The organism is Mesorhizobium silamurunense, from assembly GCF_014843825.1.
Taxonomy (GTDB): Bacteria; Pseudomonadota; Alphaproteobacteria; order Rhizobiales; family Rhizobiaceae; genus Mesorhizobium; species Mesorhizobium silamurunense.
In genome coordinates, this window is the sequence record NZ_JHQR01000208.1 from 1 (window position 1) to 22595 (window position 22595).

31 protein-coding genes and 1 pseudogene are annotated in these 22595 nt (G+C 64.6%); 22 read left to right on the top strand and 10 right to left on the bottom strand.

Annotated elements, in window-relative coordinates; translation table 11 throughout:
- Positions 1-946: sensor histidine kinase (locus DH10_RS23000; protein WP_192385383.1), on the top strand; the 946-nt coding region annotated here is incomplete at its 5' end.
- On the top strand, positions 943-1635 hold the full coding sequence (locus DH10_RS23005) for a response regulator transcription factor (RefSeq protein ID WP_192252284.1): 693 nt from the start codon (positions 943-945) through the stop codon (positions 1633-1635). The genes DH10_RS23000 and DH10_RS23005, both read left to right, overlap by 4 nt.
- A gap of 50 nt (positions 1636-1685) precedes the next feature.
- Here the strand turns inward: DH10_RS23005 and DH10_RS23010 are convergent, their stop codons facing one another.
- Positions 1686-2279, bottom strand: a complete 594-nt coding sequence (locus tag DH10_RS23010) for an invasion associated locus B family protein (RefSeq protein WP_246506295.1) — start codon at positions 2277-2279, stop codon at positions 1686-1688.
- A gap of 220 nt (positions 2280-2499) precedes the next feature.
- Between DH10_RS23010 and DH10_RS23015 the strand changes: the two genes are divergently transcribed.
- Positions 2500-2805, top strand: coding sequence for a hypothetical protein (locus DH10_RS23015; protein WP_192252281.1), 306 nt, complete (start codon positions 2500-2502; stop codon positions 2803-2805).
- A gap of 143 nt (positions 2806-2948) precedes the next feature.
- Positions 2949-3416 carry an NUDIX hydrolase gene (locus DH10_RS23020; RefSeq protein ID WP_192252278.1) on the top strand — a complete coding sequence of 156 codons (468 nt, stop codon included), beginning with the start codon at positions 2949-2951 and terminating at the stop codon, positions 3414-3416.
- A gap of 6 nt (positions 3417-3422) precedes the next feature.
- On the opposite strand, the gene DH10_RS23025 is transcribed toward DH10_RS23020, so the two are convergent.
- The 5 genes from DH10_RS23025 to DH10_RS23045 form a co-directional block, all read right to left on the bottom strand.
- Positions 3423-4262 carry a citryl-CoA lyase gene (locus DH10_RS23025; RefSeq protein WP_192252275.1) on the bottom strand — a complete coding sequence of 280 codons (840 nt, stop codon included), beginning with the start codon at positions 4260-4262 and terminating at the stop codon, positions 3423-3425.
- Positions 4259-5443: a CaiB/BaiF CoA transferase family protein gene (locus DH10_RS23030; RefSeq protein ID WP_192252272.1), complete on the bottom strand. Its 1185-nt coding sequence runs from the start codon at positions 5441-5443 to the stop codon at positions 4259-4261. Before DH10_RS23030 ends, DH10_RS23025 begins: the two co-directional genes overlap by 4 nt.
- A 15-nt stretch (positions 5444-5458) precedes the next feature.
- On the bottom strand, positions 5459-6982 hold the full coding sequence (locus DH10_RS23035) for a tripartite tricarboxylate transporter permease (protein ID WP_192252269.1): 1524 nt from the start codon (positions 6980-6982) through the stop codon (positions 5459-5461).
- A 4-nt stretch (positions 6983-6986) separates the two neighbouring features.
- The gene (locus tag DH10_RS23040) at positions 6987-7523 is read right to left on the bottom strand and encodes a tripartite tricarboxylate transporter TctB family protein (protein WP_192252267.1); all 537 of its coding nucleotides are present in this window, start codon (positions 7521-7523) and stop codon (positions 6987-6989) included.
- 127 nt (positions 7524-7650) lie between these two features.
- Complete coding sequence (locus DH10_RS23045) at positions 7651-8628, bottom strand: Bug family tripartite tricarboxylate transporter substrate binding protein (RefSeq protein ID WP_192252264.1); 978 nt, start codon at positions 8626-8628, stop codon at positions 7651-7653.
- Positions 8629-8814: 186 nt separating this feature from the next.
- Here DH10_RS23045 and DH10_RS23050 point away from each other — a divergent pair, with 186 nt between their 5' ends.
- The 8 genes from DH10_RS23050 to DH10_RS23085 all read left to right on the top strand — a co-directional run bounded on the left by DH10_RS23050 (position 8815) and on the right by DH10_RS23085 (position 12538).
- Positions 8815-9672, top strand: a complete 858-nt coding sequence (locus tag DH10_RS23050) for an IclR family transcriptional regulator (protein ID WP_246506294.1) — start codon at positions 8815-8817, stop codon at positions 9670-9672.
- Between the two features lie 71 nt (positions 9673-9743).
- Positions 9744-10214 carry a nucleoside deaminase gene (locus DH10_RS23055; protein WP_192252262.1) on the top strand — a complete coding sequence of 157 codons (471 nt, stop codon included), beginning with the start codon at positions 9744-9746 and terminating at the stop codon, positions 10212-10214.
- Between the two features lie 175 nt (positions 10215-10389).
- Complete coding sequence (locus DH10_RS23060) at positions 10390-10713, top strand: ArsR/SmtB family transcription factor (RefSeq protein WP_192252259.1); 324 nt, start codon at positions 10390-10392, stop codon at positions 10711-10713.
- The gene (locus DH10_RS23065) at positions 10710-11120 is read left to right on the top strand and encodes an SRPBCC family protein (RefSeq protein ID WP_192252256.1); all 411 of its coding nucleotides are present in this window, start codon (positions 10710-10712) and stop codon (positions 11118-11120) included. The genes DH10_RS23060 and DH10_RS23065 overlap by 4 nt, the downstream gene beginning before the upstream one ends.
- A gap of 78 nt (positions 11121-11198) precedes the next feature.
- Positions 11199-11591, top strand: a complete 393-nt coding sequence (locus tag DH10_RS23070; RefSeq protein WP_192252253.1) for a VOC family protein — start codon at positions 11199-11201, stop codon at positions 11589-11591.
- 37 nt (positions 11592-11628) lie between these two features.
- On the top strand, positions 11629-11856 hold the full coding sequence (locus DH10_RS23075; protein ID WP_192252250.1) for a hypothetical protein: 228 nt from the start codon (positions 11629-11631) through the stop codon (positions 11854-11856).
- Positions 11856-12065 carry a hypothetical protein gene (locus DH10_RS23080; RefSeq protein WP_192252247.1) on the top strand — a complete coding sequence of 70 codons (210 nt, stop codon included), beginning with the start codon at positions 11856-11858 and terminating at the stop codon, positions 12063-12065. The genes DH10_RS23075 and DH10_RS23080 overlap by 1 nt, the downstream gene beginning before the upstream one ends.
- Before the next feature lie 74 nt (positions 12066-12139).
- Positions 12140-12538, top strand: coding sequence for a DUF1801 domain-containing protein (locus DH10_RS23085; protein WP_192252244.1), 399 nt, complete (start codon positions 12140-12142; stop codon positions 12536-12538).
- Here the strand turns inward: DH10_RS23085 and DH10_RS23090 are convergent, their stop codons facing one another.
- Positions 12539-13093: a GNAT family N-acetyltransferase gene (locus DH10_RS23090; RefSeq protein WP_192252241.1), complete on the bottom strand. Its 555-nt coding sequence runs from the start codon at positions 13091-13093 to the stop codon at positions 12539-12541. It lies immediately after the preceding gene.
- Positions 13094-13220: 127 nt separating this feature from the next.
- A complete protein-coding gene (locus DH10_RS23095; protein ID WP_192252238.1) occupies positions 13221-13451 on the bottom strand; it encodes a YdeI/OmpD-associated family protein in 231 nt (76 codons plus the stop codon).
- Positions 13452-13593: 142 nt separating this feature from the next.
- Between DH10_RS23095 and DH10_RS23100 the strand changes: the two genes are divergently transcribed.
- A complete protein-coding gene (locus DH10_RS23100) occupies positions 13594-14049 on the top strand; it encodes a DUF2214 family protein (RefSeq protein WP_192252235.1) in 456 nt (151 codons plus the stop codon).
- Positions 14050-14094: 45 nt separating this feature from the next.
- Here DH10_RS23100 and nth read toward each other — a convergent pair whose 3' ends face one another.
- On the bottom strand, positions 14095-14901 hold the full coding sequence (gene nth / locus DH10_RS23105; protein WP_192252232.1) for an endonuclease III: 807 nt from the start codon (positions 14899-14901) through the stop codon (positions 14095-14097).
- Positions 14902-14923: 22 nt separating this feature from the next.
- Here nth and DH10_RS23110 point away from each other — a divergent pair, with 22 nt between their 5' ends.
- Complete coding sequence (locus DH10_RS23110) at positions 14924-15418, top strand: DUF2244 domain-containing protein (protein ID WP_192252230.1); 495 nt, start codon at positions 14924-14926, stop codon at positions 15416-15418.
- A gap of 11 nt (positions 15419-15429) precedes the next feature.
- Here the strand turns inward: DH10_RS23110 and DH10_RS23115 are convergent, their stop codons facing one another.
- Positions 15430-16245 carry a class I SAM-dependent methyltransferase gene (locus DH10_RS23115; RefSeq protein ID WP_192252226.1) on the bottom strand — a complete coding sequence of 272 codons (816 nt, stop codon included), beginning with the start codon at positions 16243-16245 and terminating at the stop codon, positions 15430-15432.
- A 114-nt stretch (positions 16246-16359) separates the two neighbouring features.
- Between DH10_RS23115 and DH10_RS23120 the strand changes: the two genes are divergently transcribed.
- From DH10_RS23120 to DH10_RS23155, 8 genes and pseudogenes are all read left to right on the top strand, one after another.
- A complete protein-coding gene (locus DH10_RS23120) occupies positions 16360-17265 on the top strand; it encodes a methylated-DNA--[protein]-cysteine S-methyltransferase (protein ID WP_192252223.1) in 906 nt (301 codons plus the stop codon).
- Positions 17266-17498: 233 nt separating this feature from the next.
- Entirely contained in the window at positions 17499-17969 is a 471-nt protein-coding gene (locus DH10_RS23125; protein ID WP_192252220.1) for a hypothetical protein, read from the top strand.
- 11 nt (positions 17970-17980) lie between these two features.
- On the top strand, positions 17981-18385 hold the full coding sequence (locus tag DH10_RS23130) for a PDZ domain-containing protein (protein WP_192252217.1): 405 nt from the start codon (positions 17981-17983) through the stop codon (positions 18383-18385).
- Complete coding sequence (locus DH10_RS23135) at positions 18352-18861, top strand: hypothetical protein (protein ID WP_192252214.1); 510 nt, start codon at positions 18352-18354, stop codon at positions 18859-18861. Before DH10_RS23130 ends, DH10_RS23135 begins: the two co-directional genes overlap by 34 nt.
- A complete protein-coding gene (locus tag DH10_RS23140; RefSeq protein ID WP_192252211.1) occupies positions 18851-19333 on the top strand; it encodes a hypothetical protein in 483 nt (160 codons plus the stop codon). The genes DH10_RS23135 and DH10_RS23140 overlap by 11 nt, the downstream gene beginning before the upstream one ends.
- 151 nt (positions 19334-19484) lie before the next feature.
- Positions 19485-20391 (top strand): annotated as a pseudogene (locus DH10_RS23145) (ribokinase).
- 5 nt (positions 20392-20396) lie between these two features.
- Positions 20397-21848, top strand: coding sequence for an amidase (locus DH10_RS23150; RefSeq protein ID WP_192252205.1), 1452 nt, complete (start codon positions 20397-20399; stop codon positions 21846-21848).
- 93 nt (positions 21849-21941) lie between these two features.
- A complete protein-coding gene (locus tag DH10_RS23155) occupies positions 21942-22556 on the top strand; it encodes a LysE family translocator (RefSeq protein ID WP_192385384.1) in 615 nt (204 codons plus the stop codon).
- Positions 22557-22595 lie beyond the last annotated feature (39 nt).

Below are 22595 nucleotides of genomic sequence, written 5' to 3' on the forward strand. Positions count from 1 at the left end.
CGGCGCCGACACGCTGCCGGGCGCAAAGCGCCTCTACCTGCCTTTGCGGACGGGGCGCACGGCGGTCGGCGTCGTCGGCCTCGACAACGACAAGCAAGGCCCATTGCTGACACCCGAGCAGCAGCGTCTTCTCGACGCGCTTGCCGACCAGGCGGCGGTCGCCATCGAGCGCATCCAGCTTGTCGCCGATGTCGATCGCGCCAGGCTGGCGGCGGAAGCGGACCGGCTACGCACGGCGCTGCTCACCTCGATCTCGCATGACCTGAAGACGCCGCTTGCCGCCATCATGGGCGCCGCCGGCACGCTGCGGGAATACGCGGCCGCCCTCCCCGAGAAGGACCGCGCGGAACTTCTCTCCACCGTGGTCGACGAATCGGAGCGGCTGAACCGCTTCATCGCCAATCTGCTCGACATGACCAAGATCGAGTCGGGCGCCATGGAGCCGAACTACGCTTTCCACTATGTCGGCGATATCGTCGGTTCGGCGCTCGATCGAGCCCGAAAGATCACCGGCGAGCACCGGATCGACACCGACATTCCGACGGACCTGCCGATGCTGCGCCTCGACCCCGTCCTGTTCGAGCAGGCGCTGTTCAACCTCCTCGACAATGCCGCGAAATATGCGCCTCCCGACTCGACCATCCGCCTGCAAGGCTGGGTCGACAACGGCTCCGTCATCCTGCAGGTCATGGACGAGGGACCGGGGATTCCGCCCGACGACCTCGAGCGCATCTTCGACACCTTCTACCGCGTGCGCAAACGCGACCAGGTCCGCGCCGGCACGGGGCTCGGCCTGTCGATCAGCCGCGGCTTCGTCGAGGCCATGGGCGGCATGATCTCGGCGGCGAACCGCACCGACCGGCCGGGCGCGATCTTCACCATCCGCATGCCGGTACCGGAGGAAATTCCGAACCTGGCCGTCGCCAAAACGGATGACGCTGCATGACCAGCCAGAACGTCAGCATCCTGGTCGTCGACGACGAGCCGCCGATCCGCAAGCTGCTTCGCGTCGGCCTCGGCAGCCAGGGCTATGCGGTATCCGAGGCGCCGAATGCCAAGGCGGCGATCGAGCTCATTGAGACGCAGCCGCCCGACCTGATCCTGCTCGACCTTGGCCTGCCCGGCATGACCGGCCTCGAGCTGCTCGGCAAATGGCGCAACGACGGCCTCGACATTCCGGTGGTCATACTGTCGAGCCGCACCGACGAGGCCGGCATCGTCCAGGCACTCGAGCTCGGTGCCGACGACTATGTGACAAAACCCTTCGGCATGAACGAGCTCGTCGCCCGCATCCGTGTGGCGCTGCGCCACAAATTCCAGCAGCAGGGCGAGAAGCCGGTTTTTCAAACCGGCGACCTGTCGGTCGACCTAGTGAAACGCATCGTCAAGATCGAGGGCAAGGAAGTAAAACTGTCGCCGAAAGAATACGACATCCTGCGCATGCTCGTGCAATACGCCGGCAAGGTGCTCACTCACCAGTTCCTGATGAAGCAGATTTGGAACGACTCGACCGACGTGCAATATCTGAGGGTCTATGTCCGCCAGTTGAGGCAGAAGATCGAGAAGACGCCGGACCAACCGCGCTACATCATCACCGAGACCGGCGTCGGCTACCGTTTGCGTGAGGTCGATTGAAAGGGTAAGGAGCGACTGGCGGCCACCGATCGCTCAAGGCCGCGCGGCGATCAGTCCGCCGATAGGTCGGCCGTCCTGGCCAGCGCGCCCGCAAATCCATTGAGCGAGATGGCGAAGGCGATCGGTTGCGCCGTGTCCGCCGCCGTGGCGTTGATCTTCAGCGTGGTGCTGTTCTGCAGCAGCGAGGTGGTGCCGGCATCGAACGCCACCGGCACCAGGCAGCCGACGGCCTGGCAGGTGTTGAACTGCAGGGTCCCTTCCAGCTTCTTGTCGTCGATCTCGAGCGAAATGCCGTTGGCCAAGGCCAGCCCGAAGGGCAGCGCCAGCGTGCCCGTGGCATCCTGGCCGGTCTTGGTCGTCAATTCGATCGCCAAAAGACGCTGGCCGCTCTGCTTGTTGAATTGCTGATGCGACAGGCTGCATATCTTGTTCGTGCCGGTGACCTGGCAATTGACCGTCCAGTCGCCATGCGTCTCCGACAGTGCCGAGGCGCCGCCCGGCAGCTGCGGCTTGGCCGCGGCGTCGACCGGCTGGTTGGCCGCCTGCGCGACCTTGTCGCCCTTGTTCTGCGCGGCGAAAGCCGGCAGACCTACGACGCCTGCGACGGCCAGCATCGCGACGGACAATTTGTACCTGATTTTCATGGAATTCCTCTTCACCCCGCCCGATCCAGCCACGTAAACCGGGCCGCGCGATAGAGCGGCGAAACCACTGCTGCCGTCAAGTGCAATGCCGGGGGAGCAGGTCGGATCTTCTTGGCACGACAATCGATCAACTAGCCACAGGCGAAGCCCTGGACCATGGCACATCCGGACAAACTCCCTATATTACGGCAAAGTTCTTTTTTTCATGCGGAAGGAAGCGATGTCGCATCCTCGCTTGTCGGCGGTTTTGATTTCGGCGGCTCTGTCGATCGCGGCCCTTTTGGGCGCGGCTTCATACGCTTCGGCCCAGGTCGTCATCCCGACAGACCGCAACGCCCTGATCCAGCAGAACGAACTGCAGACGCTCCGGAACCAGTTGCAGAGGCAGCAGTTCCAGCAACAGCAGCAGCTTTACCGCGAGCAGGACCGGCAGATCGTGCCCAAGTCTCGCCCTGAAGTGCCGGTCGTCAAGCAGAATTGCCAGTCTCAGGTGATTGGCACCACCGTTTCGCGGGTCTGCCGCTGACATTTTTCTTTTTTCGGTTTATTTAGCCGACTTAGTGTCGGCAAAGCCGGGTTGCATAGACGGCGGTTTTGGGATTTGCAGGAGCGGAATTTTTGCCGTGCGGATAGCGTACGGCAGAAATGCCGCTCTCATCGGATTTTGGGATGGCAACAGCCAAGAAGAAAGCAGTACGCAGGGCAAAGAAAGGAGAGCGGATCCGCCAGGTGGCGGCCATCCCCTTTCGTCTGCGCGAAAATGGCAGCCCCGAGGTGTTGCTGGTCACCTCGCGCACGACCAGGCGCTTCATTGTGCCCAAGGGCTGGCCGATGAAGGGCAAGAGCGGGCGCAAGGCAGCCATGATCGAGGCCCAGGAAGAGGCTGGCGTGCTGGGCAAGGTGTTGAAGCAGCCTGCTGGCACTTATTCCTACTGGAAACGGTTGGCCAGCCGTTTTGCCCGCGTCGACGTGGTGGTCTATCTGCTCGAGGTCACCGAGGAGATGGCCGACTGGCAGGAAGCCGCGAACCGCCAGCGGGCCTGGCTGCCGGCGGCCGACGCGGCGCTGCTGATCGACGAGCCGGAGCTTTCCACGCTGCTGAGGGATTTGACGGCCCCGGCAACCGATCCGGCGTAAGACGATCTAATCGGAGTCGCCAGGAAATGCCCGTGCAGGCGTCCCCGTATAGGCCCACAGCCATTCCTTGGGCAGCGGCCCCTTGTTGCGGTCGCTCTCCTGCGACTGCTCCCAGGCATGCGCGAGGATGCCGACGGAGCGCGACAGCACGAACAGGCCGCGCGTCAGCGGCGGCGGGAAGCCAAGCTCGCCATAGATGACGGCGGTGGCGCCGTCGATGTTGAGCGGGATCGTCTTGCCTTTGCGCGTTGCGACCTCCGCCTCGATCGCCTCGGCGATGTCGGCGAAGCGCCCGCTGACGACGCCGCGCACGGCAAATTCGCGCGTCAGTTCGATGAGGCGCGGCGCCCGCGGATCGATCGGGTGGAAACGGTGGCCAAGGCCGGGAAGGTAGCCTTTGTCCTCGGCGAAGAACCGGTCGAGCCGCGCCGCCACCGCTTCCTCAAGGCTCGCGCCGCCATCCATCGCAGCGGCGACGTCGCCATAGAGGGAAAGCGCCTGCTCGCCGGCCCCGCCATGCACGTCGCCCAGTACATTGATGGCCGAGGCCATGGCGTTGTTGATGCCGACGCCGCAGGTGGCGGCCATGCGCGCGATCGCGATCGAGGGTGCCTGAGGGCCATGGTCGATGGCGGCGCCGAGCGCGATGCCGAGCAGCGCCGCCTGGTCCTCGCTCGGCAATTCGCCGCGCAGCATCAGCCAGATCATCGCCGGGAAGCTGACGCGGCCGATCAGGTCCTGGATCTCATAGCCGCGCAGCCGGATCACGCCGGGACGCATCTCGATGATACCGGTCTGCCACCATTCCTCGCCACGCTCGCGGCCGGTCTTCTTCTCGCCGCTCATGCCCGCGCCCTCGTCTTGCCGCGCGCCGGCAAGGTGGCGAAAATCTCGTCCACATGCTCGCCAAGCCGCGGCGGCGGCCCGGCGGGCGCGGGTGCAGCGCCGTCGACCATAAAGCCGCCGCGCACCACCCTTAGCGGCCGGTCCATGCCCGGTACATGCTGGAAGCGGGTCGACATGCCGCGCTCCGTCACCTGACGCTCCTCCAGCACTTGCGGGATCGTCAGCACACGCCCCGCCGGCACGCCGGCCTGGTTGAGTTTTTCTTCCCAGGCAGCGGCCGGGGCGGCGGCAAGCGCGTCCTCGATCAGCGTCTTCAATGCGGCCCGGTTCTCTTTGCGCGTCTCGCGCTCGGCGAAGCGCGGATCCGACGCGAGTTCAGGCCGGCCGATCAACCCGCAAAGGGTCACGAACTGTTCCTGCTTGTTGGCGGCGATGTTGAGCAGGCCCTCGCCGGTGCGGAAAGCGCCGGAGGGCGCGGCCGTCATGTTCTCGTTGCCCATCGGCCGCGGCTCGACGCCCGCCGTCAGATAATTCGACACCGGCCAGCCTAGCGCCGATAGCGTGCATTCAAGCATCGACACGTCGAGGAAGGCGCCCTCGCCGCTCGTCTTCTGCCGGACAAGCGCCGCGGCGATCGCAAAGGCACCGACCAGCCCGCCAAGCGTGTCAGCGACCGGATAGCCGACGCGCAGCGGCGCGGTCTCCGGCGTGCCGGTGATGCTCATGATCCCGGACAATCCCTGGATGATCTGGTCATAGGCCGGGTTCCCGCGCATCGGCCCGGTCTGCCCGAAACCCGATATCGCGCAATAGACGAGGCTGGGCCGGACCTCTTTCAGCTTCTCATGGCCGAGGCCGAGCCGATCCATGACGCCCGGCCGGAAATTCTCGACCAGAGCGTCCGACGTGGCGACGAGATCGAGGAAGCGGTCGCGGTCGGCTTCCTTCTTCAGGTCGAGGACGACAGATCGTTTGCCGGCGTTCTGCGCCAGGAAGGACGCCCCCATGCCGGCCTTGTTGAGGTCCGGCGAGGCGCCGAGCTGGCGCGCGAGATCGCCGCCGGGCGGCGCCTCGACCTTGATGACGTCGGCGCCGAGCAGCGCCAGCTGGTAGGCGCAGTAAGGGCCCGCCAGCACGTTGGTGAGGTCGAGGACGCGGATGCCGGAAAGCAGGTCTGTCATGATGCTCCAAATCGGTCAGGCATCGCCCGGCACATGCTCCGGTCCGCGCGTGCGCCGGTGTTCGATCCAGGCCCAGATATGCGGGCCGACGAGACCGATTAAGGCGAGCGAAAGAAGCGTCAGCGACAGCGGGTGCCGGTAGAACACCGTCCAGTCGCCATTGGCGATCGTCATCGCGCGGCGGAACTGCGTCTCGGCGAGCGGGCCGAGGATCATGCCGATGATGACGGGCGCGGTCGGAAAGTCGAAGCGCCGCATCAAGAAACCCGCCGCACCCAGCAGATAGAGGATGACGAGGTCGATCGGCGACTGCGAGATGCCGTAGGTGCCGACGGTGGCGAACACCAGGATGCCGGCATAGAGCTGCGGCGCCGGGATTTTCAGCAGACGCACCCACAGGCCGATCAGCGGCAGGTTGAGGATGACAAGGATGACATTGGCAATGAACAGGCTGGCGATCAGGCCCCAGACGAGGTTGGCCTGCGTCGTCAACAGCAGCGGCCCGGGATTGATGCCGTAGCTCTGGAAGGCCGACAGCATGATCGCCGCCGTCGCCGAGGTCGGCAGGCCGAGTGTGAGCATCGGCACCAGCACGCCGGCGGCGGACGCGTTGTTGGCGGCCTCCGGCCCGGCGACGCCTTCGATTGCGCCGACCGTGCCGAACTCCTCTTTGTGCCTGGAGAGCTTCTTCTCGATGGCGTAGGAGAGGAAGGTCGGGATTTCGGCGCCGCCGGCCGGCATCGCGCCGATCGGGAAGCCGATCGCGGCACCCCTGAGCCACGGCTTCCACGAGCGTGCCCATTCGGCCGCCGTCATGTAGAGCGAGCCCTTCAGCGGCACGATCTCGTCCTTGCCGGCATAGCGCCGCGAGGCCATGTAGAGCGTCTCGCCGACCGCGAAGAGGCCGACCGCGACGACGATGACATCGACGCCGTCGAGTAGTTCACCCATGCCGAAGGTAAAGCGCGGCTGCCCGGTCTGCAGGTCGACGCCGATCATGCCGATGACGAAGCCGACGAACAGGCTGGTGAGCCCGCGCACCGAAGACGAGCCGAGCACCGCCGAAACGGTGATGAAGGCGAGCACCATCAGCGAGAAATATTCCGCCGGACCGAAGGCCAGCGCGAATTTGACCACGATCGGCGCCAGGAAGGCGACGCCCAGCGTGCCGATGGTGCCGGCCACGAACGAGCCGATCGCGGAGGTCGCGAGCGCCGCGCCACCGCGGCCCGAGCGCGCCATCCGGTTGCCCTCGAGCGCGGTGACGATGGTGGCGCTTTCGCCGGGTGTGTTGAGCAGGATCGACGTCGTCGAGCCGCCATACATGGCGCCGTAATAGATGCCGGCAAACAGGATGAAGGAAGCTTCCGGCGCCACCTGGTAGGTGATCGGCAAAAGCAACGCGATCGTCAGCGCCGGCCCGAGGCCGGGCAGCACGCCGATCGCGGTTCCGAGCGTCGTGCCGAGCAGGCACCACAACAGATTGGTCGGCGTGAAGGCGACCGCGAATCCGTGCGCGAGATAACCGAGCGTGTCCATCGTCTCAGCCTTTCCCGATACCGAGGACGGCGTTGATCAGCACATTGAGCTGGTTCTCGATCAGGCCGGCGCCGATGTTGACGCCGAGCGCCCTGGCGAAGCCGAAATAGGCCGCTAGCGCAAGCACCAAGCCGAGCAATGCATCGCGCAGCGGATGCCGGCTGCCGAAGCCGAAGCAGACCAGCACGAACATGACCACCGAGGCGACGGTGAAGCCGAGCGGCTGGATGAGCAGAAGATTGGCGACGAGGCCGGCGACCACCAGGCCCATCGCCTTCCAGTCGGTCGGCGTTTCCTTTTCTTCCTCGGGCTGCCAGCCGCCGCGCAGGGCGGCAACGATGAGCAGCAGGGAAAGCACGATCATCCCGGCCATGGTGATATAGGGAAAGACCCTCGGGCCGACCTTGGAATAGAGCGGCGATACCGGGATCGCCAGGGTCTGCCAGGCAACGGCGCCGGCGCAGGCGAGGAGCCCGACGCCGATCAACAATTCGGGTACGCCAAGGCGCGGCGGTGACGCCTGCTGGTCGCTGGTGCTCATGATCTCCTCCCCGGATGGCCGGCCTTCCACTACCGGCATCGCCGCAGTTTCATTCCTGAACCGCCGCATGTCCACGCTGTCTCGAAGGAGGCTATGCGGCTTCCCTCGAGATCAGGCGGAAACCGGCTCAGGCGAGGCCGAGATCCTTGAGGATGGCGCCGATGCGGGCCGTGTCTTCGGTGACGAATTTGGCGTAGTCGTCGCCGGTCAGCAGGATCGGCGTCCAGTTGCGGTTCTTGCACTCGGTCGCCCAGGCATCGCTCTTGGCCATGGCCTCGACCAGCTTGATCATCGCCGCCTTGTCGTCGTCGGAGACGCCGGGCGGGGCGAAGACGCCGCGCCAGTTGAACAGCTCGACATCGATGCCGGCTTCTTTCAGCGTCGGCGCATCGATACCTTCCTGCCGTTTGTCGGACGAGATCGCCAGCAACCTGAGCGCGCCCGCCTTGACCTGCTCTGAGAACTCGCCATAGCCGGAGATGCCGGCCGCGACCTGGTTGCCGAGCAGCGCCGACAGCGCCTCGCCGCCGCCGGCGAAAGGCACATAGGACAGGTTGGCGGCAGGCACGCCGGCCGTCTTGGCGATCAGGCCGAACAGGATGTGGTCGGAGCCGCCGGCCGAACCGCCGGCCACTGGAACCTTCGTCGGATCCTCCTTGAGCGCCGCGACGAAATCATTAGCCGTCTTGAACGGCGAGGCAGCCGGCACTACCAGCGCTTCGAACTCGCCGGTGAGGCGCGCGATCGGCGTCACTTCGGTGAGATTGTTGGCCGCCTTGTTGGCGATGATGGCGCCGACCATGACCATGCCGGCAACCATCAGGGAATTGCCCTTGCCCTTCCACTGGTTGACGAATTGCGGCAGGCCGACCGTGCCGCCGGCGCCGCCGACATTGGTGATCTGCGAGCCGGAGATCAGTTTTTCGGAGCGCAGCACCTGGTCGATCGTGCGCGCGGTCTGGTCCCAGCCGCCGCCGGGTGCCGCCGGCACGAAGATCTGGATCTGCGGGGTATCCTGCGCAAAGGCGGGTGCGAAATGCAAAGCGGCGAAACCGGCAGCACCGGCCGCTGCGGTGGTCGTCAAGAATCTGCGTCTGTTCAGCATGGGATTCCTCCAAATCACGACACCTCCTCCGGTGCCTGCCAAGACGTGGCCTGAATTAAGACCCGCATTCGAGTTCAAGCATTTGTTACCGCGTTCTGTCAACGGGAATGCCATTCTGCTGGACAGAACACATTAGACCGGACTAAATCCGCATGTCCGGGATCATTCCCGGATAGGGCGACCACGATGAAAATGACAGACACACCTCCAAGCCAGGCCCCGGCCGATGGCGTTGCCGCGCTCGACCGCGCGATCGCCATCCTCGACGCGTTCACCATTGCCGACCGGTCGCTCGGCCTCGCCGAGATCGCGGCCCGAACCGGCCTCTACAAGAGCACGATCCTGCGGCTGGCCAACTCGCTGATGCGGGGGCAATTGCTGGAACGGCTCGAAGACGGACGCTACCGTATCGGACCGGCCACCTTCAGGCTCGGCGCGCTCTACCAGCGCTCGGTCGTGGCGATGGATATCCTGTTGCCGATCATGCGCGATCTCTCCGAACGGAGCTGGGAAAGCGTTGCCTTCTACGTCCGCTCGGGCGACGTGCGCACCTGTCTCTACCGGGTCGAGTCCAAGCACCCGATCCGCTACACGATACGTGAAGGCGACGTGCTGCCTTTGCTGGTGGGCTCCGGCGGCCGGGTGCTTGCAGCCTTCTCGGGTGAGCAGGGCGAGCCTTACGAGACGATCCGGAAAACCTATAACTGCATTTCGATCGGCGACCGCGATCCGCAGACGGCCGGCATCTCCGCCCCTGTGTTCGGACCTGGGCAGACACTGCTCGGCGCGCTGACGCTCGCCGGGCCGAGCACGCGGGTCGACGCCGCCTTCCTCACGCGCATGAAGCGCCCGCTGCTCGAAGCAGCCGCCCGCGCCACCCGCGCCTTCGGCGAGGACGCATCCATGCTGGATGCGGCAAGCCTGGACACGCCGGCCAAAACCACGACAGAGGCGCGTCGTGGAGAAGACCGAAATGGAATATCCGGCACGCAACATGCCGATGTCGCCGCGCTTGGGGCGGGTGGACGCTCAAGCGACGGTTAGCTCTTGCCAATCGCGTCCCTTGGCAGCAATCTCGGCTCAAAGAGCCGCCCGTCGGCGCGATAGGGTTTGCCATGACCCGCGATCAGATGCTCGCCCATCTCCGATCCGCCGACGCCGCCGCGCGCGAGGCGGCCGCACACGGGCATCATCCGTTCGGTGCGGTGCTGGTCGGCCCCGACGACACGATCCTCATGCGCCAAGGCAATATCGACACCGTGCATCACGCCGAGACCGAACTTGCGCGACGCGCGGCGGCTGCCTATTCGCCGCAGTTTCTGTGGACCTGCACGCTGGTCTCAACCGGCGAGCCCTGCGCGATGTGCACCGGAACGCTCTATTGGGCGAATATCGGCCGGCTGGTCTACGGCTTCGAGGAGACCGAGCTTCTCGCGCTTACCGGGGATCACGCGGCGAATCCGACGATGAGCCTTTCTTCGCGCACCGTTCTCGACTCCGGCCAGAAAAAGATCGAGGTCTTTGGCCCCTTTCCCGAAATCGCGGGCGAGCTGCTCGCACCGCACCGCGATTTCTGGAAGCGCTGAGGCACGGGACGGCGTCCGCAACGATGCCGTGACAAGAACCGTCCTGCCGCTCCACGCTTCCGCCCGCTCCACTCTTCCGCCCGCTCCACTCTTCCGCCCGCTCCACTCTTCCGCTTGACTCACCCATATCTGAATGGTTATAGGTCAATCAATAGCCAACGGGTTATTGATTGGAATGACCGCCGCGCACGATATGCTCTTCCGAACGCTTGCCGATCCGACAAGGCGCGCCATTTTTGAGCGTCTGTGCCGTCAAGGCGAGCAGACGGTCGGCGCGCTGACGGCCGAGGCCGGTGTCTCGCAGCCGGCGGTGTCGAAGCATCTTGGCCTTCTCAAGGAAGCCGGGCTGGTGCGCGATCGCCATGAGGGCCGGCAGACCCACTACAGCGCGCAGCTTGGCGCGCTGGCGCCGCTGATGGACTGGACTCGCGAGATGGCAGGCTTCTGGGAGAGCCGGTTCGATGATCTCGAGGATCTGCTGAAGAGGATGGATCAATGAACGATATGCCGGCCGGAACGCGCTCCGTCGTCGTCGAGCGCGAGATTCCCTATCCGCCGGAAAAGATCTGGCGGGCGCTGACCCAACCGCATCTCATCGAGGAGTGGCTGATGAAGAACAACTTCAAGCCGGTCGTGGACCATCGTTTCGAGCTGAGCGCGGACTGGGGCGGCGTCGAGTGCCAGGTCCAGACCGTCGAGCCCAACAAGACGCTGTCCTACACCTGGGACACCAAGGATCTGGAGAGCGTCGTCACCTGGACGCTCACCGCGACAAGCACAGGCACGCATTTGCGCATGGAGCAGACGGGCTTCCGGACTGACCAGGAGCCGTACTACCGGGGCGCCATTGTGGGCTGGAAGAAGTTCCTTACAGCCCTGGAAGAGGTCCTGGCGCGGATCGACTGAGGTCCCGCCGAAGGGGTTCAAAAAAGCGGAAGCTGTTGGCGGGTGGCAACCTGCAGGCGCGAGCAATGGAGACATGCCATGAAGATCAAGCTGACGAGTATCTATGTCGATGACCAGGAGAAGGCTCTTGGCTTCTACACGGACGTGCTGGGCTTCACCAAGAAAGCCGATTTCACCAACGGACCGTTTCGCTGGCTCACAGTCGCCTCGCCGGAAGACCCGGACGGCGCCGAGCTGCAGCTGGCGCTGAACGACAATCCGGCGGCCAGGACCTACCAGCAGGCCATCTTCAAGCAGGGCCAGCCGGCGCTCATGCTGTTCACCGACGACATCAAGGGCGACCACGAGCGCATCGCGGCAAATGGCGGCAGCTTCGCCATGGCGCCGACCGAGGTGACCGGCTCGACCATCGCGCAGCTCAACGACACCTGCGGCAATCTCATCCAGATCACGCAGCTGGCGCGCTGGTAAGGCAGGCGTTTCATTCGTTCGTGCAGAGGAGGTAGCATTGGACTGGAGCAAGTGTATCAGGCAGTTGCATCGCTGGCTGTCGATCGTCTTTACCGTGACCGTCATCGCCAACTTCGTCGCCATGGCATTGGGCGAGCCTCCCGCCTTGGTGGTCTATTCGCCGCTCCTGCCGCTTTTCCTGCTGCTGTTCAGCGGCCTTTATATGTTCGTGCTGCCCTATGCCGCACGATGGCGTGGCGCGCGCGAGCGGGTGGAGTCGGCCTGATGGCGAAGGCGAAATCGCCGAAAGTTGCCGCCGGGCCCACGGACGCGAAACCCATCTTGCTTTCAGGCGGCAACCCGCAGATCGCCAAGGGCTATGGCGACGCTCCGGTCCAAGCCTATCTTCATATCCATGAGGATGACCGGCTCGATGAAGCGCAGTTCGTCTCGTGGGTGAAACAGGCAAGCCAATTGCCTGGCGAACGAACGTAGGCGCACTATCGATCGAGCACGGTTCGCCTGAAAAGCCATCATGGCGATCGTGTCCAGCACTGGGGAGAACAGACATGGAGAAAAGCGGCATGCAGGAAAGCAAATCTCCTTCCGAGCTGATCGATGGGCGTATCGCGGAATTGGGCGATTGGCGGGGCGAGGTGCTCGGCCGCCTCCGCGCCCTGATCAGAGAGGCCGATCCGGAAGTCACCGAGGAGTGGAAGTGGCGCGGTGTGCCCGTCTGGGAGGACGCCGGGATGATCTGCACCGGCGAGACCTACAAGGCGGTCGTCAAGCTGACCTTCGCCAAGGGCGCGGCGCTGCCCGATCCCTCACGCCTCTTCAACTCCAGCCTCGAAGGCAACACAAGGCGCGCCATCGATTTTCGCGAAGGCGAGGAGATCGACGAGGGAGCGCTCAAGGCTCTCGTCCGCGCCGCCGCAGCCCTGAACAGGTCCAAGGCCAAGCGCTGATCAACCGAGATTGCCTCCGGCCTGCCGCTCCAGCAGAATCGTCGGCTTGTCGTGATAGGTTGTCCGCAGGATTTCGCGATAGCCGTTCTTCTCAGCCACCTTGAGCGAAGCGCCATTGTCGGGATCGATGATGCAGACGGTCCTGGCTCGCCCGAACACCGCGTCCCCCCAGGCGACGATGCGCCCGACGACTTCGCTCGCAAGTCCCTGGCCATGCGCGACCGAAGCCAGCGCCCAGCCGGCCTCCGGCACACCTTCGATCGAGGGCTCGATCTCGCGCTTCAGATCATGGAACCCGGCCTCGCCGATGAATCGGCCCGTCGCCTTGTCCTCGATCGCCCAGAATCCATAACCAAGCAGCGACCAGAGCCCGGCGTGGCGCAGGAAGCGCATCCAGCTTTCCTCGCGGGTGCGCGGCTTGCCGCCGATGAAACGGGTGACGCCGGGGTCCGCCCACATGGCGATATAGGTTTCGAAATCGTCGAGCCGGTGCGGCCGCAGGACGGTCCGCGCCGTCTCCAGGATCGGCACGCCGGCTTCCCTTCCAATGCTCATGGCATTCACCTCTGTTGAGGCGGAAGCGCTTAGCAAACCAGCATGTTCGAACAAGGGCCAGGATGACCGGAGCCATCTTCCAGAGGCAAACGAGGTGACAGACAGGCAAAACGCCGGAGGACCGGCTTCAGCCGTGCCAGGCCATGTTCATATAGACGCTGCCGAGCGCCAGTTCGTCGAGCATCTGGTTAAGCCGCTTCCGCCTCGTTTCAGGGCGTTTGGCGCGGACGATCCAGCCAAGATAGTCGTTCCGCTGATAGTCCGGCCGCGCATCATAGGCGGCCATCAGTCCCCGTTCCGCGAGTACGGCTCGAACGTCTTCAGGCATCGGATTGAGGGCACGCTTCAGTCGGCTCATGGTTCCAAGCAATAGACTGCCGGCAGGTGGCGTCAACGACGCTTATGGTTAGCTTGCGCATATGGGATTTTGCCTCGCGATGCTACTCTGCAACTGCTGAAAACTGATTCAACACTCGCGCTCTTCGATCGAAGGAAGAAACATGGACACCACCGACCTTCTGCTGGCGATCGCCCATCACCTTCTGGTGTTCTCGCTGGCCGGCATCATCGGCGCCGAGTTCGTGCTGGTGCGCGGCGACCTGGGGGCGGCGACGCTCAAGCGCCTTGCGGGCATCGACCGCCCCTACGGCATCATCGCCGCGCTGATCGTCATCATCGGCGTCTGCCGGGTGTTCCTCGGGCTGAAAGGCTGGGAATTCTACGTCTACAACTGGGTGTTCTGGGCAAAGATGGCGGCCTTCATCATCGTCGGCCTGCTGTCGATCATCCCCACGATGCGCTTCATCTCCTGGAGCAGGCAGGCGAGCGGCAATCCCTCTTTCTCGGTGCCGGCGGCTGAACTCGCCTCGGTGAGGAACTATGTCCGCGCCGAGGGCTTCATCTTCCTGCTCATCCCTGTCTTTGCCGCGGCGATGGCGCGGGGCTACGGTTACTGAGCAATTCCAGGAAAAGCGGTCCGGAATTGCGAAAAGACAAAGACTCTAGACCTCTGCGGGAAAGGCCTCCCTCAAGGGGGCGATGGGCACCAGCGGCGCCGGCACGTCGGTGGTCTTTTCCTTGGACTTGCAGATGTCGGCGATAACACAGGCCGGGCAGTCGGGCTTGCGCGCCTTGCAGACATATCGGCCGTGCAGGATCAGCCAGTGATGCGCGTGGCGCATATATTCGGCCGGGATGACCTTCAAGAGCCCCTGCTCGACCTGTTCCGGCGTTTTGCCGGGCGCCAGCCCGATCCGATTGCCGATGCGGAAGATATGCGTGTCGACCGCCATCGTATGCTGGCCGAAGGCGACGTTGAGCACGACATTGGCGGTCTTGCGCCCCACGCCCGGTAGCTTGACCAGTTCGTCGCGGTCCTCCGGCACCTTGCCGGCATGGTCGTCGATCAGCGCCTTGGAGAGCGCAATGACGTTCTTGGTCTTATTGCGCCAAAGCCCGATGGTGCGGATATAGTCGCCGATCTTGGTTTCGCCGAGCGCCAGCATGTTCTGCGGCGTGTCGGCCACCGCAAACAGCTGCTTCGTCGCCTTGTTGACGCCGGCGTCGGTCGCCTGCGCCGACAGCACCACCGCGATCAAGAGCGTGAAGGGATTGATGTAGTCGAGTTCGCCCTTCGGCTCGGGCCGTTGCACGGAAAAACGTCGGAAAATCTCATGCACCTCGGCGGGTGTGTAGAGCGAGCGCGATCCGCCCTGCCGGGAAGGCGTCCTTGCTTTCGCATCGCCGCCTGAGGCGGAGGCTGATGGCTTTTTGACGGGTGAGGAATTTTTGGACTTGGGCGGCGCCATTCCCTCCCTATAATATCTCCCCATGAGCGACACAAACGCCTCGTTCGAAGCCGACGAGCCATTTTTTCAAGCCCTGCTGACGCCGCATCGTTCCCTCGGCCGGACCGGCTTTCTGATATTGATGTGCGCGCTCATGTTCGGCTGGGCGGTCACCGGGGCGATCTTCCTGGCGCATGGTGCATGGCCGGTCTTCGGCTTCTTCGGGCTGGACGTGGTCGCCGTCTACATCGCCTTCCGCGTCAACTATCGGGCGGCCCGTGCGCGTGAAGAAATATCGGTTTCTCGCACCAGCCTCGACATCCGCAAGACGGCGCCGTCGGGCCGCTTCGAGGATCATCGCTTCAACCCGTTCTGGGCGCGGTTTTCGATCGCCCGGCATGCCGAGATAGGCATCACCAAAATGGCCGTCGAGGCGCAAGGCAGAAGCGTTTCGATCGGGTCTTTCCTGGACCCCGACTCCCGCGAAAGTTTTGCGACCGCCTTTTCGCGCGCACTGGCGACCGCCAGGGCGCGCTGAACCACCGCGCGTCAGAAGCGATAGCGCAACAGCCGGCCGATCTTGCGCAGCGCCGGAATGTGTTTCCAGAGGCGGACAAACAGTTTCGCGCGAAGGCGCATGCGCGCGCCATGCTCCGGCTTGTAGGCCGAAACCTCCTCGACGAACCGCAGCTTCGGAACGGCTCGCTCCAGTTCGCGCGGGTCCGCGATCGCCCAGTGAACTTCGGCGCCGGTCGCCTTGACGGCCGGATTGAGGCGAACCAGCGCCAGGCCGAAACGGCTGTAGGCGTCGAACATCAACTCGCCGGCGGCAAGATGCGAAACAAGCCGCGAAAACAGACGCGGCCCCTCGTCGGCCGCGAGATAAGGCGTCAGTCCTTCCGCCACGACGATCGCCGAGCGATTGCGGGGTACGTCAGCCAGCCAATCCGGTTCGGTCACCGATGAAGCGATGAGGTGATAGTGGTCCCTGGACGGGTATAGCTTGCGTCTCAACGCGATGACGTCCGGGTAGTCGACGTCGAACCAGTCCACGCCTTGTGGCGGATCGACACGAAAAACGCGCGTATCGAGCCCGCACCCCAGATGCAGCACGATCGCATCGGGATTTCTGGCGATGAAGTCCTGAACGGCGACATCCAGCGTCTTGGCCCTGATGGCAAAGCCGAGGCCGAGATTGCCGTCGACCATGAGCCTGGAAAAATCATAATCGATCTTGCGCACCGCCGCGTCGGCGAAGTGGTCCCTGAGCAGCGAATGAGGCAGCCTGCTCTCCAGCGCCTTGCCGTAGAGCGTCATCAGCAGGGTCTCCCTCGCCCCGGTCAGGCTTATCTTTTCGCCGGCCATGCTTGTCCCCTTCATATGAAGCCAGCTCTATCTGGGTATGGGCGGCGGGAAGGCAAGTTTCGGGTGGTGGCAAAGCACTGGAAGAACGATATTCGCGGTCAAGGAGATATTGCCATGAACGCCCAGATGACCATGAATACCCTGATGAAACCGTCCGCGATCCTGCAAAACGACGTCACTCCTGAGGGCAGCGACTACGAAGTGGTTCGCCGCGCCATCGAAAAGATCAGCCTCGACTATCGCGACCAGCCCTCGCTGGAGGTCCTGGCCGAGGCCGTCGGCGAGACGCCCACCGGCCTGCAGAAACTGTTCACGCGCTGGGCCGGCCTGTCGCCCAAGGCCTTCCTGCAGGCGGTCACGCTGGACCATGCCCGCAAGCTGCTCGATTCCGGCATGCCGCTGCTGGAAACCTCTTTCGAGCTCGGCATGTCTGGCCCAGGCCGGCTGCATGACCTCTTCGTCACCCACGAGGCGATGTCGCCCGGCGACTACAAAACCCGCGGCGCCGGCCTCACCATCCGCTACGGCTACCACATCTCGCCCTTCGGCATCGCCCTGGTCATGGTCACCGACCGCGGACTGGCCGGCCTCGCCTTCTGCGATGCCGGCGGCGAGCGGGCCGCCTTTGCCGACATGTCCGGCCGCTGGCCGAACGCCAACTATGTCGAGGACATGTCGGCCACCCAGCCCTATGCCGCGCGCGTCTTCGATCCGACGCTCTGGCGTGCCGACCAGCCGCTGCGCGTGGTGATGATCGGCACGGACTTCCAGTTGCGTGTCTGGGAGGCGCTGCTGCGCATCCCGATGGGCAGGGCCTGCACGTATTCCTCGATCGCGGCAAGCATCGGTGCGCCGAGCGCAAGCCGGGCTGTCGGCGCGGCGGTCGGCGCCAATCCGATGTCCTTCGTGGTTCCTTGCCACCGCGCGCTCGGCAAGTCCGGTGCCCTCACCGGCTACCATTGGGGGCTGACGCGCAAGCGCGCCATCCTCGGTTGGGAAGCGGGACAAGTGGCGTCCTGAACCTCGATTTTTCTGCGCGCCGTTGCAAAAAAGCGCGAGCCACAATATAAAAAAGTATAACTGAAACAAAATCTCCAAATATCTGCAAAATACAACCGGCGGCAACCTCTGGTTTCGCCGGTTGTATTACAAGTTGCTTTCCGTTGTTATTTCAGTTAACGCTAAATTTACCACGATAAAGGGATGATGCCCTCGAAACTGAGCCGGCCATTCGGCTCGAAAGAGGGGTCTCGATGAAATTCCTGCGCGCCGCAATGGCCGCAAGCCTGCTGGCCGCCTGCGCTGGCCAGACGGCATCGGCCGCCACTGGAAATGTCCTCTTCAACGGCACCATCACCGCCACCTGCACACTGACCGTCAATTCCAACGGCACCATGACCGTCAGCAGCAACCTGCAATCGCTGAGTTCCCACAATGCGGGCGGTTCGGCCGGCAGCGTCCAGGTCGACACGACGGGCGGCGTTTCGTTGAGCGTGGACCCGGTGACCGTCACCACCGTGCCGGCGAGCGACGTCACAGCCACCACCTGGACACCGACCTTCGCCACTTCCGGCGCGCAGACGATTGCCGAAACCGGCACGGCAACGCCGCTCACCGTGCCCGGCACGTCGACGGCCGCGATCAACCTTACCGGCACCAAGGGCGGCACCAATCGCTTCTCGGCCGGCGGCTACCAGGCGACCGTGACGGTGCGCTGCGAATAACTCTCTCGCGAATGGAGCGGTCGTTGACAAAGGTTCGGATCTTCGTGGCAGCGCTGGCGGCAAGCCTTGCTCCCCTTGCGGCGACGGCCCAGTCGATGACGCCCATGCGCGGCGAGGTGAGAGCCTTCGCCGACGCCTTCGCCGTGCGGATCTTTCCGGGCAACCCTTATGACCAACGCATCCGGGTCGAGGTTCATGTCTACGACCAGGACTTCCAGCCGATCGATGCCGAGATATCGCCGCGCGCCTTTCTCCTTGCCGGACAGGCATCACGTCCGGTTCTCGTGGTCGTCCCGTTCGACGGCGCGACCGATCGCAAAGTGCGTATCTGTACCGAGAGTATCCCCTTTCCAGGCGAGCAGACGCAGATAAGGGCACAGATATGCGGAAAGTTTTTCGGACATCGCAGGTTCTGACCCTTTCGTTGCTGACCACCCTGGCGGTCGTCAGTCATGGGTTTGCAGAGGATATCCTGAACCTGAACCAGAACCAGACGGGTTTCAGCTTGCCCGGTGTCGTCCTGCCCCAGGGGCAGGACGAGGTTCATGCCAGCGACGGCACGACCTGCCGCTCAGCCGTTTCCGGCAGCGGTGCCTATCTCGATGTCGGTGTCATCCGGGGCAACAACACCAGCAGCCAGTCGAACAGCGACATCGCCACATATGGGCGCGTGGTGATCCCAATCGGGCGGACGCCCAAGCGCCTGGACTGCAGCCGCCTCTACGAGCTCGAGGTCGAGCGCCTGCAGATGGAGTTGCGGCTCCTGAAGATGGGACTGGCCCCAGACGGCCAGATCACCGGGAGCGTGGCCGCCGCGGCTCCCTCGGGCACGCCACCGGCATGGGCCAACGAAGGCTGGAGCATCAGAGGCGGAACCGACGGTGCCAAGTGAAAGAAAAAGAACTAGCCGCGCGCTGCTTGTCGCAGCCGCGCTCGCCGCTTTCGGCGTGCCCGCGCAGGCCGCGATCGTCGGCACCTGCACGATCATGATCGGCAGTTCGGGAACGATGAAGGCGAACCCGGCGATCAACATATTCGGCTCCAGGCAGGCGGGCGGATCGAGCGCCACCGCCACCATCACCGCAAGTTCGCTGCTCTGCACCTTGCTCAACCTGCTCGACTGCTATTCGGTCTCGGCACCGGCGCCGATCGCCTTCACTTCCGCGCCGAGCGGCGGCGATACCAACGTCACTTTTGACACTGTCTTCCGCCTCGATGGCTCCGGGCTCGACATTCCCGGAAGTTCGCCGCAACGGGTGACCAACGGAACCCACTCCGTCCAGGTCGACCTCACCGCGACGAAATCGCCCGGCGTCTTCCCGGCGGGCAATTATCAAGGCACGGTCACCGTGCGCTGCGAATGATGCTGTGGGCCGCCGGCGCGAACAACCGACATGATCTGGCAACTGGCGGTCTTTGCGGCTAGCCTCTCGCGCAATCAATTGCGTAAAAGCAAGGACTTGGAGCGCATCGGCCTTCGATCGAAGGCTCACCCGCTCCGCCAGGAGGCGTTTCTTGATCATCATCGTCGGCTCGATCAATCTCGACCTGATCGCCAATGTAGACCGCTTGCCGGAGCCCGGCGAGACGGTCCGCGGCTCCGGCTTTGCCACCGCTCCCGGCGGCAAGGGCGCCAACCAGGCGCTGGCCGCCGCCCGCGCCGGCGCCCAAGTGCGCATGGTGGGGGCCGTCGGCAAGGATAGCTTTGCCGGGGATGCACTGGCGTTGCTCAAGGCCGGCAATGTCGATCTTTCCGGCGTCGGCGAGAGCTTCGCCTCGACCGGCACGGCGCTGATCCTGGTCGGCGCCGACGGCGAGAACGTGATCGCGGTGGTGCCGGGCGCCAATGATTCCGTGCTGCCCGGCGACATCGCCAAGGCCCATCTGAAGAAGGGTGATGTCGTGCTGCTGCAGCACGAGATCCCGCTGCAGACGGTCGAGGCCGCGCTCGATGGCGCGCGCGAGGCAGGCGCCGTCAGTGTGCTCAACACCGCGCCTTTCCGCGCCGAGGCCGCAGGCCTTGTCGGCAAGGCCGACTACGCCGTCGCCAACGAGACCGAGTTCGACCTCTATGGCGAAGCGCTGGCGCTGTCCGGGCGCGACCGGCAGGCGCGGATGCGCGACTATGCCCAAAAGACCGGCCGCGCCATCGTCGTCACGCTCGGCGGCGATGGCGTGCTGCCTGCCCGCCACTCCCGACGATTTCCTCACCGTCCCGGCGCTGAAGATCGTCCCGGTCGATACGGTCGGTGCCGGTGACACTTTTTGCGGCTATTTCGGCGCCGGCCTGTCGTCTGGCCTTTCGCTCGAACAGGCGCTCGCGCGCGCCGCCGCTGCGGGCTCGCTCGCCTGCCTGAAACCTGGCGCGCAGCCGGCGATCCCGCTGGCAAAGGACGTCGACGCCGCCTTGGCCGCGCGGTGACGGCGATGCGTCCTGTAACCAAGCATGCCGTGCCGCCGGCCGGCGACATCTGCCGCCTGTCCGCGATCGATCTTGCCCAAGCCATCCGGCAGCGGCGCCTTTCGGTGCGCGAAGTCGTCAATGCCTTTCTCGACCGCATCGAGGCCGTGAACCCGCTGGTCAACGCCATCGTATCGCTGCGCGAGCGCGCCGACATACTGGCCGAAGCCGACCGGGCCGATGCCCATCTGACGCAGGGCGACGCGACCGGATCGCTGTTCGGCCTGCCGATCGCCATCAAGGACCTGGCCCTGACCAAGGGCCTGAGGACGACCTTCGGCTCGCCGATCCTCGCCGATTTCGTCCCGCAGGAGGACGATTTCTTCGTCGAGCGCCTCCGCAAGGCCGGCGCCATCATCATCGGCAAGACCAATGTTCCGGAATTCGGCCTTGGCTCCAACACCTACAATCCTGTCTTCGGACCGACGCTCAACGCCTTCGATCCGGCGCTCACCGCCGGCGGCTCGAGCGGCGGCGCGGCGGTGGCGCTGGCGCTCGACTTGGTGCCTGTGGCCGACGGCAGCGACTTCGGCGGCTCGCTGCGCAATCCGGCGGCATACAACAACGTCTACGGCTTCCGCCCCTCGCAGGGGCTCGTGCCGGCCGGCCCCGACATCGATGTCTTCCACGCCCAGATGGGCGTCGAAGGGCCGATGGGCCGGAACGTCGCCGACATCGCGTTGCTGCTCGATGAGCAAGCCGGCTACCACCCGCACGCGCCGCTGTCGCATGACAAGCAGGGCTCATTTCTCGAAGGCTTGCGCATGAAGGCGACCGGCGGCCGGGTCGCCTGGCTCGGCAATCTCGGCGGCCACCTGCCGATGGAGCCTGGAATCCTCGAGCTGTGCGAGGCTGCCCTCGCCCGCTTTGCCGAGGCATCCTTCCATACCGAGGCTCTGGTGCCGGATTTCGACTTCGAAGCGCTGTGGCAGGCCTTCGCGACGCTGCGCCAGGCAAGCAGCGGCTGCGGGCTGAAGGTGCATTACGACGATCCGGAAAAGCACAAGCTGCTGAAGCCGGAAGCGGTTTGGGAAGTCGAGCAGGCGATGCGCCTCACGGCGCCGCAAGTCCATGCCGCCACGGTCCGGCGCTCCTCCTGGCACCGCGCGCTGCTGTCGCTGTTCGAGCGCTTCGACCTCATCGTGCTGCCAACCGCGCAGGTCTTTCCGTTCGACGTCGCCACCCACTGGCCGCGCGAGGTCGCGGGACGGCCCATGGACAGCTATCACCGCTGGATGCAGGTCTCCGCCTTTGCCACCTTGGGCGGTTGCCCGGCGCTCAATGTGCCGGTCGGCTTCGACGACAAGGGTCGGCCGATGGGCATGCAACTGATCGGCCGCCCGCGCGGCGACCTCGCGGTACTCAGAGCCGGCGCCGCTTATGAGGCGACGCTGCCCTGGCCAGCCGGGGCCGCCTGACGGGCCGCCCTGCCTTGCCAGCTTGCACCGACGCCAACTCCGTGCATTGATCGCGCTCCGCCCAAGTCGGCGCCATCCTGTTCGAGGAAGATCATGTCGCTGGAACTCTACGCCACCTATGTCGTCGCCTGCATCGTCATCATCCTGGTGCCCGGGCCCACGGTCACGCTGATCATCGCCAACAGCATGCGCCACGGCTCGCGCGCCGGACTTGCCAATGTTGCCGGCACCCAGGCCGGCCTCGCCATCATGATCGCCATTGTCGGCATCGGCCTCAACACGCTGATCGCCGGCATGGGCCACTGGTTCGAATGGGTCAGGCTGATCGGCGCCGTCTATCTGATCTGGATGGGCGTGCAGATGTTTCGCGCCAAGGGCACGCTGAACCCGGACGGCTCTGCGAGGAAGCCGCGCGGCGGCTTCTTCCTGCAGGGTTTCCTGGTGGCGATCTCCAACCCGAAGACGCTTGTCTTCTTCGGCGCCTTCTTCCCGCAGTTCATCGCGCCGCAGGGCAATTACACGCTGCAGATCGTTGTCATGGGCCTTACCGCCATGATCTTCGCCGCCATGTCGGATTCGACCTACGCGCTTGCCGCCGGCCGCGCCGGTCGCATTCTGTCGGCCAGCCGCGTCAAGTTGATGTCGCGGATCAGCGGCAGCTTCCTGGTCGGTGGGGGGCTGTGGCTGGCGTTCTCGAAGGCGAAGTGATCGGCAACGCTCTAGACCCGTAATTCTTTTTAAGCACCC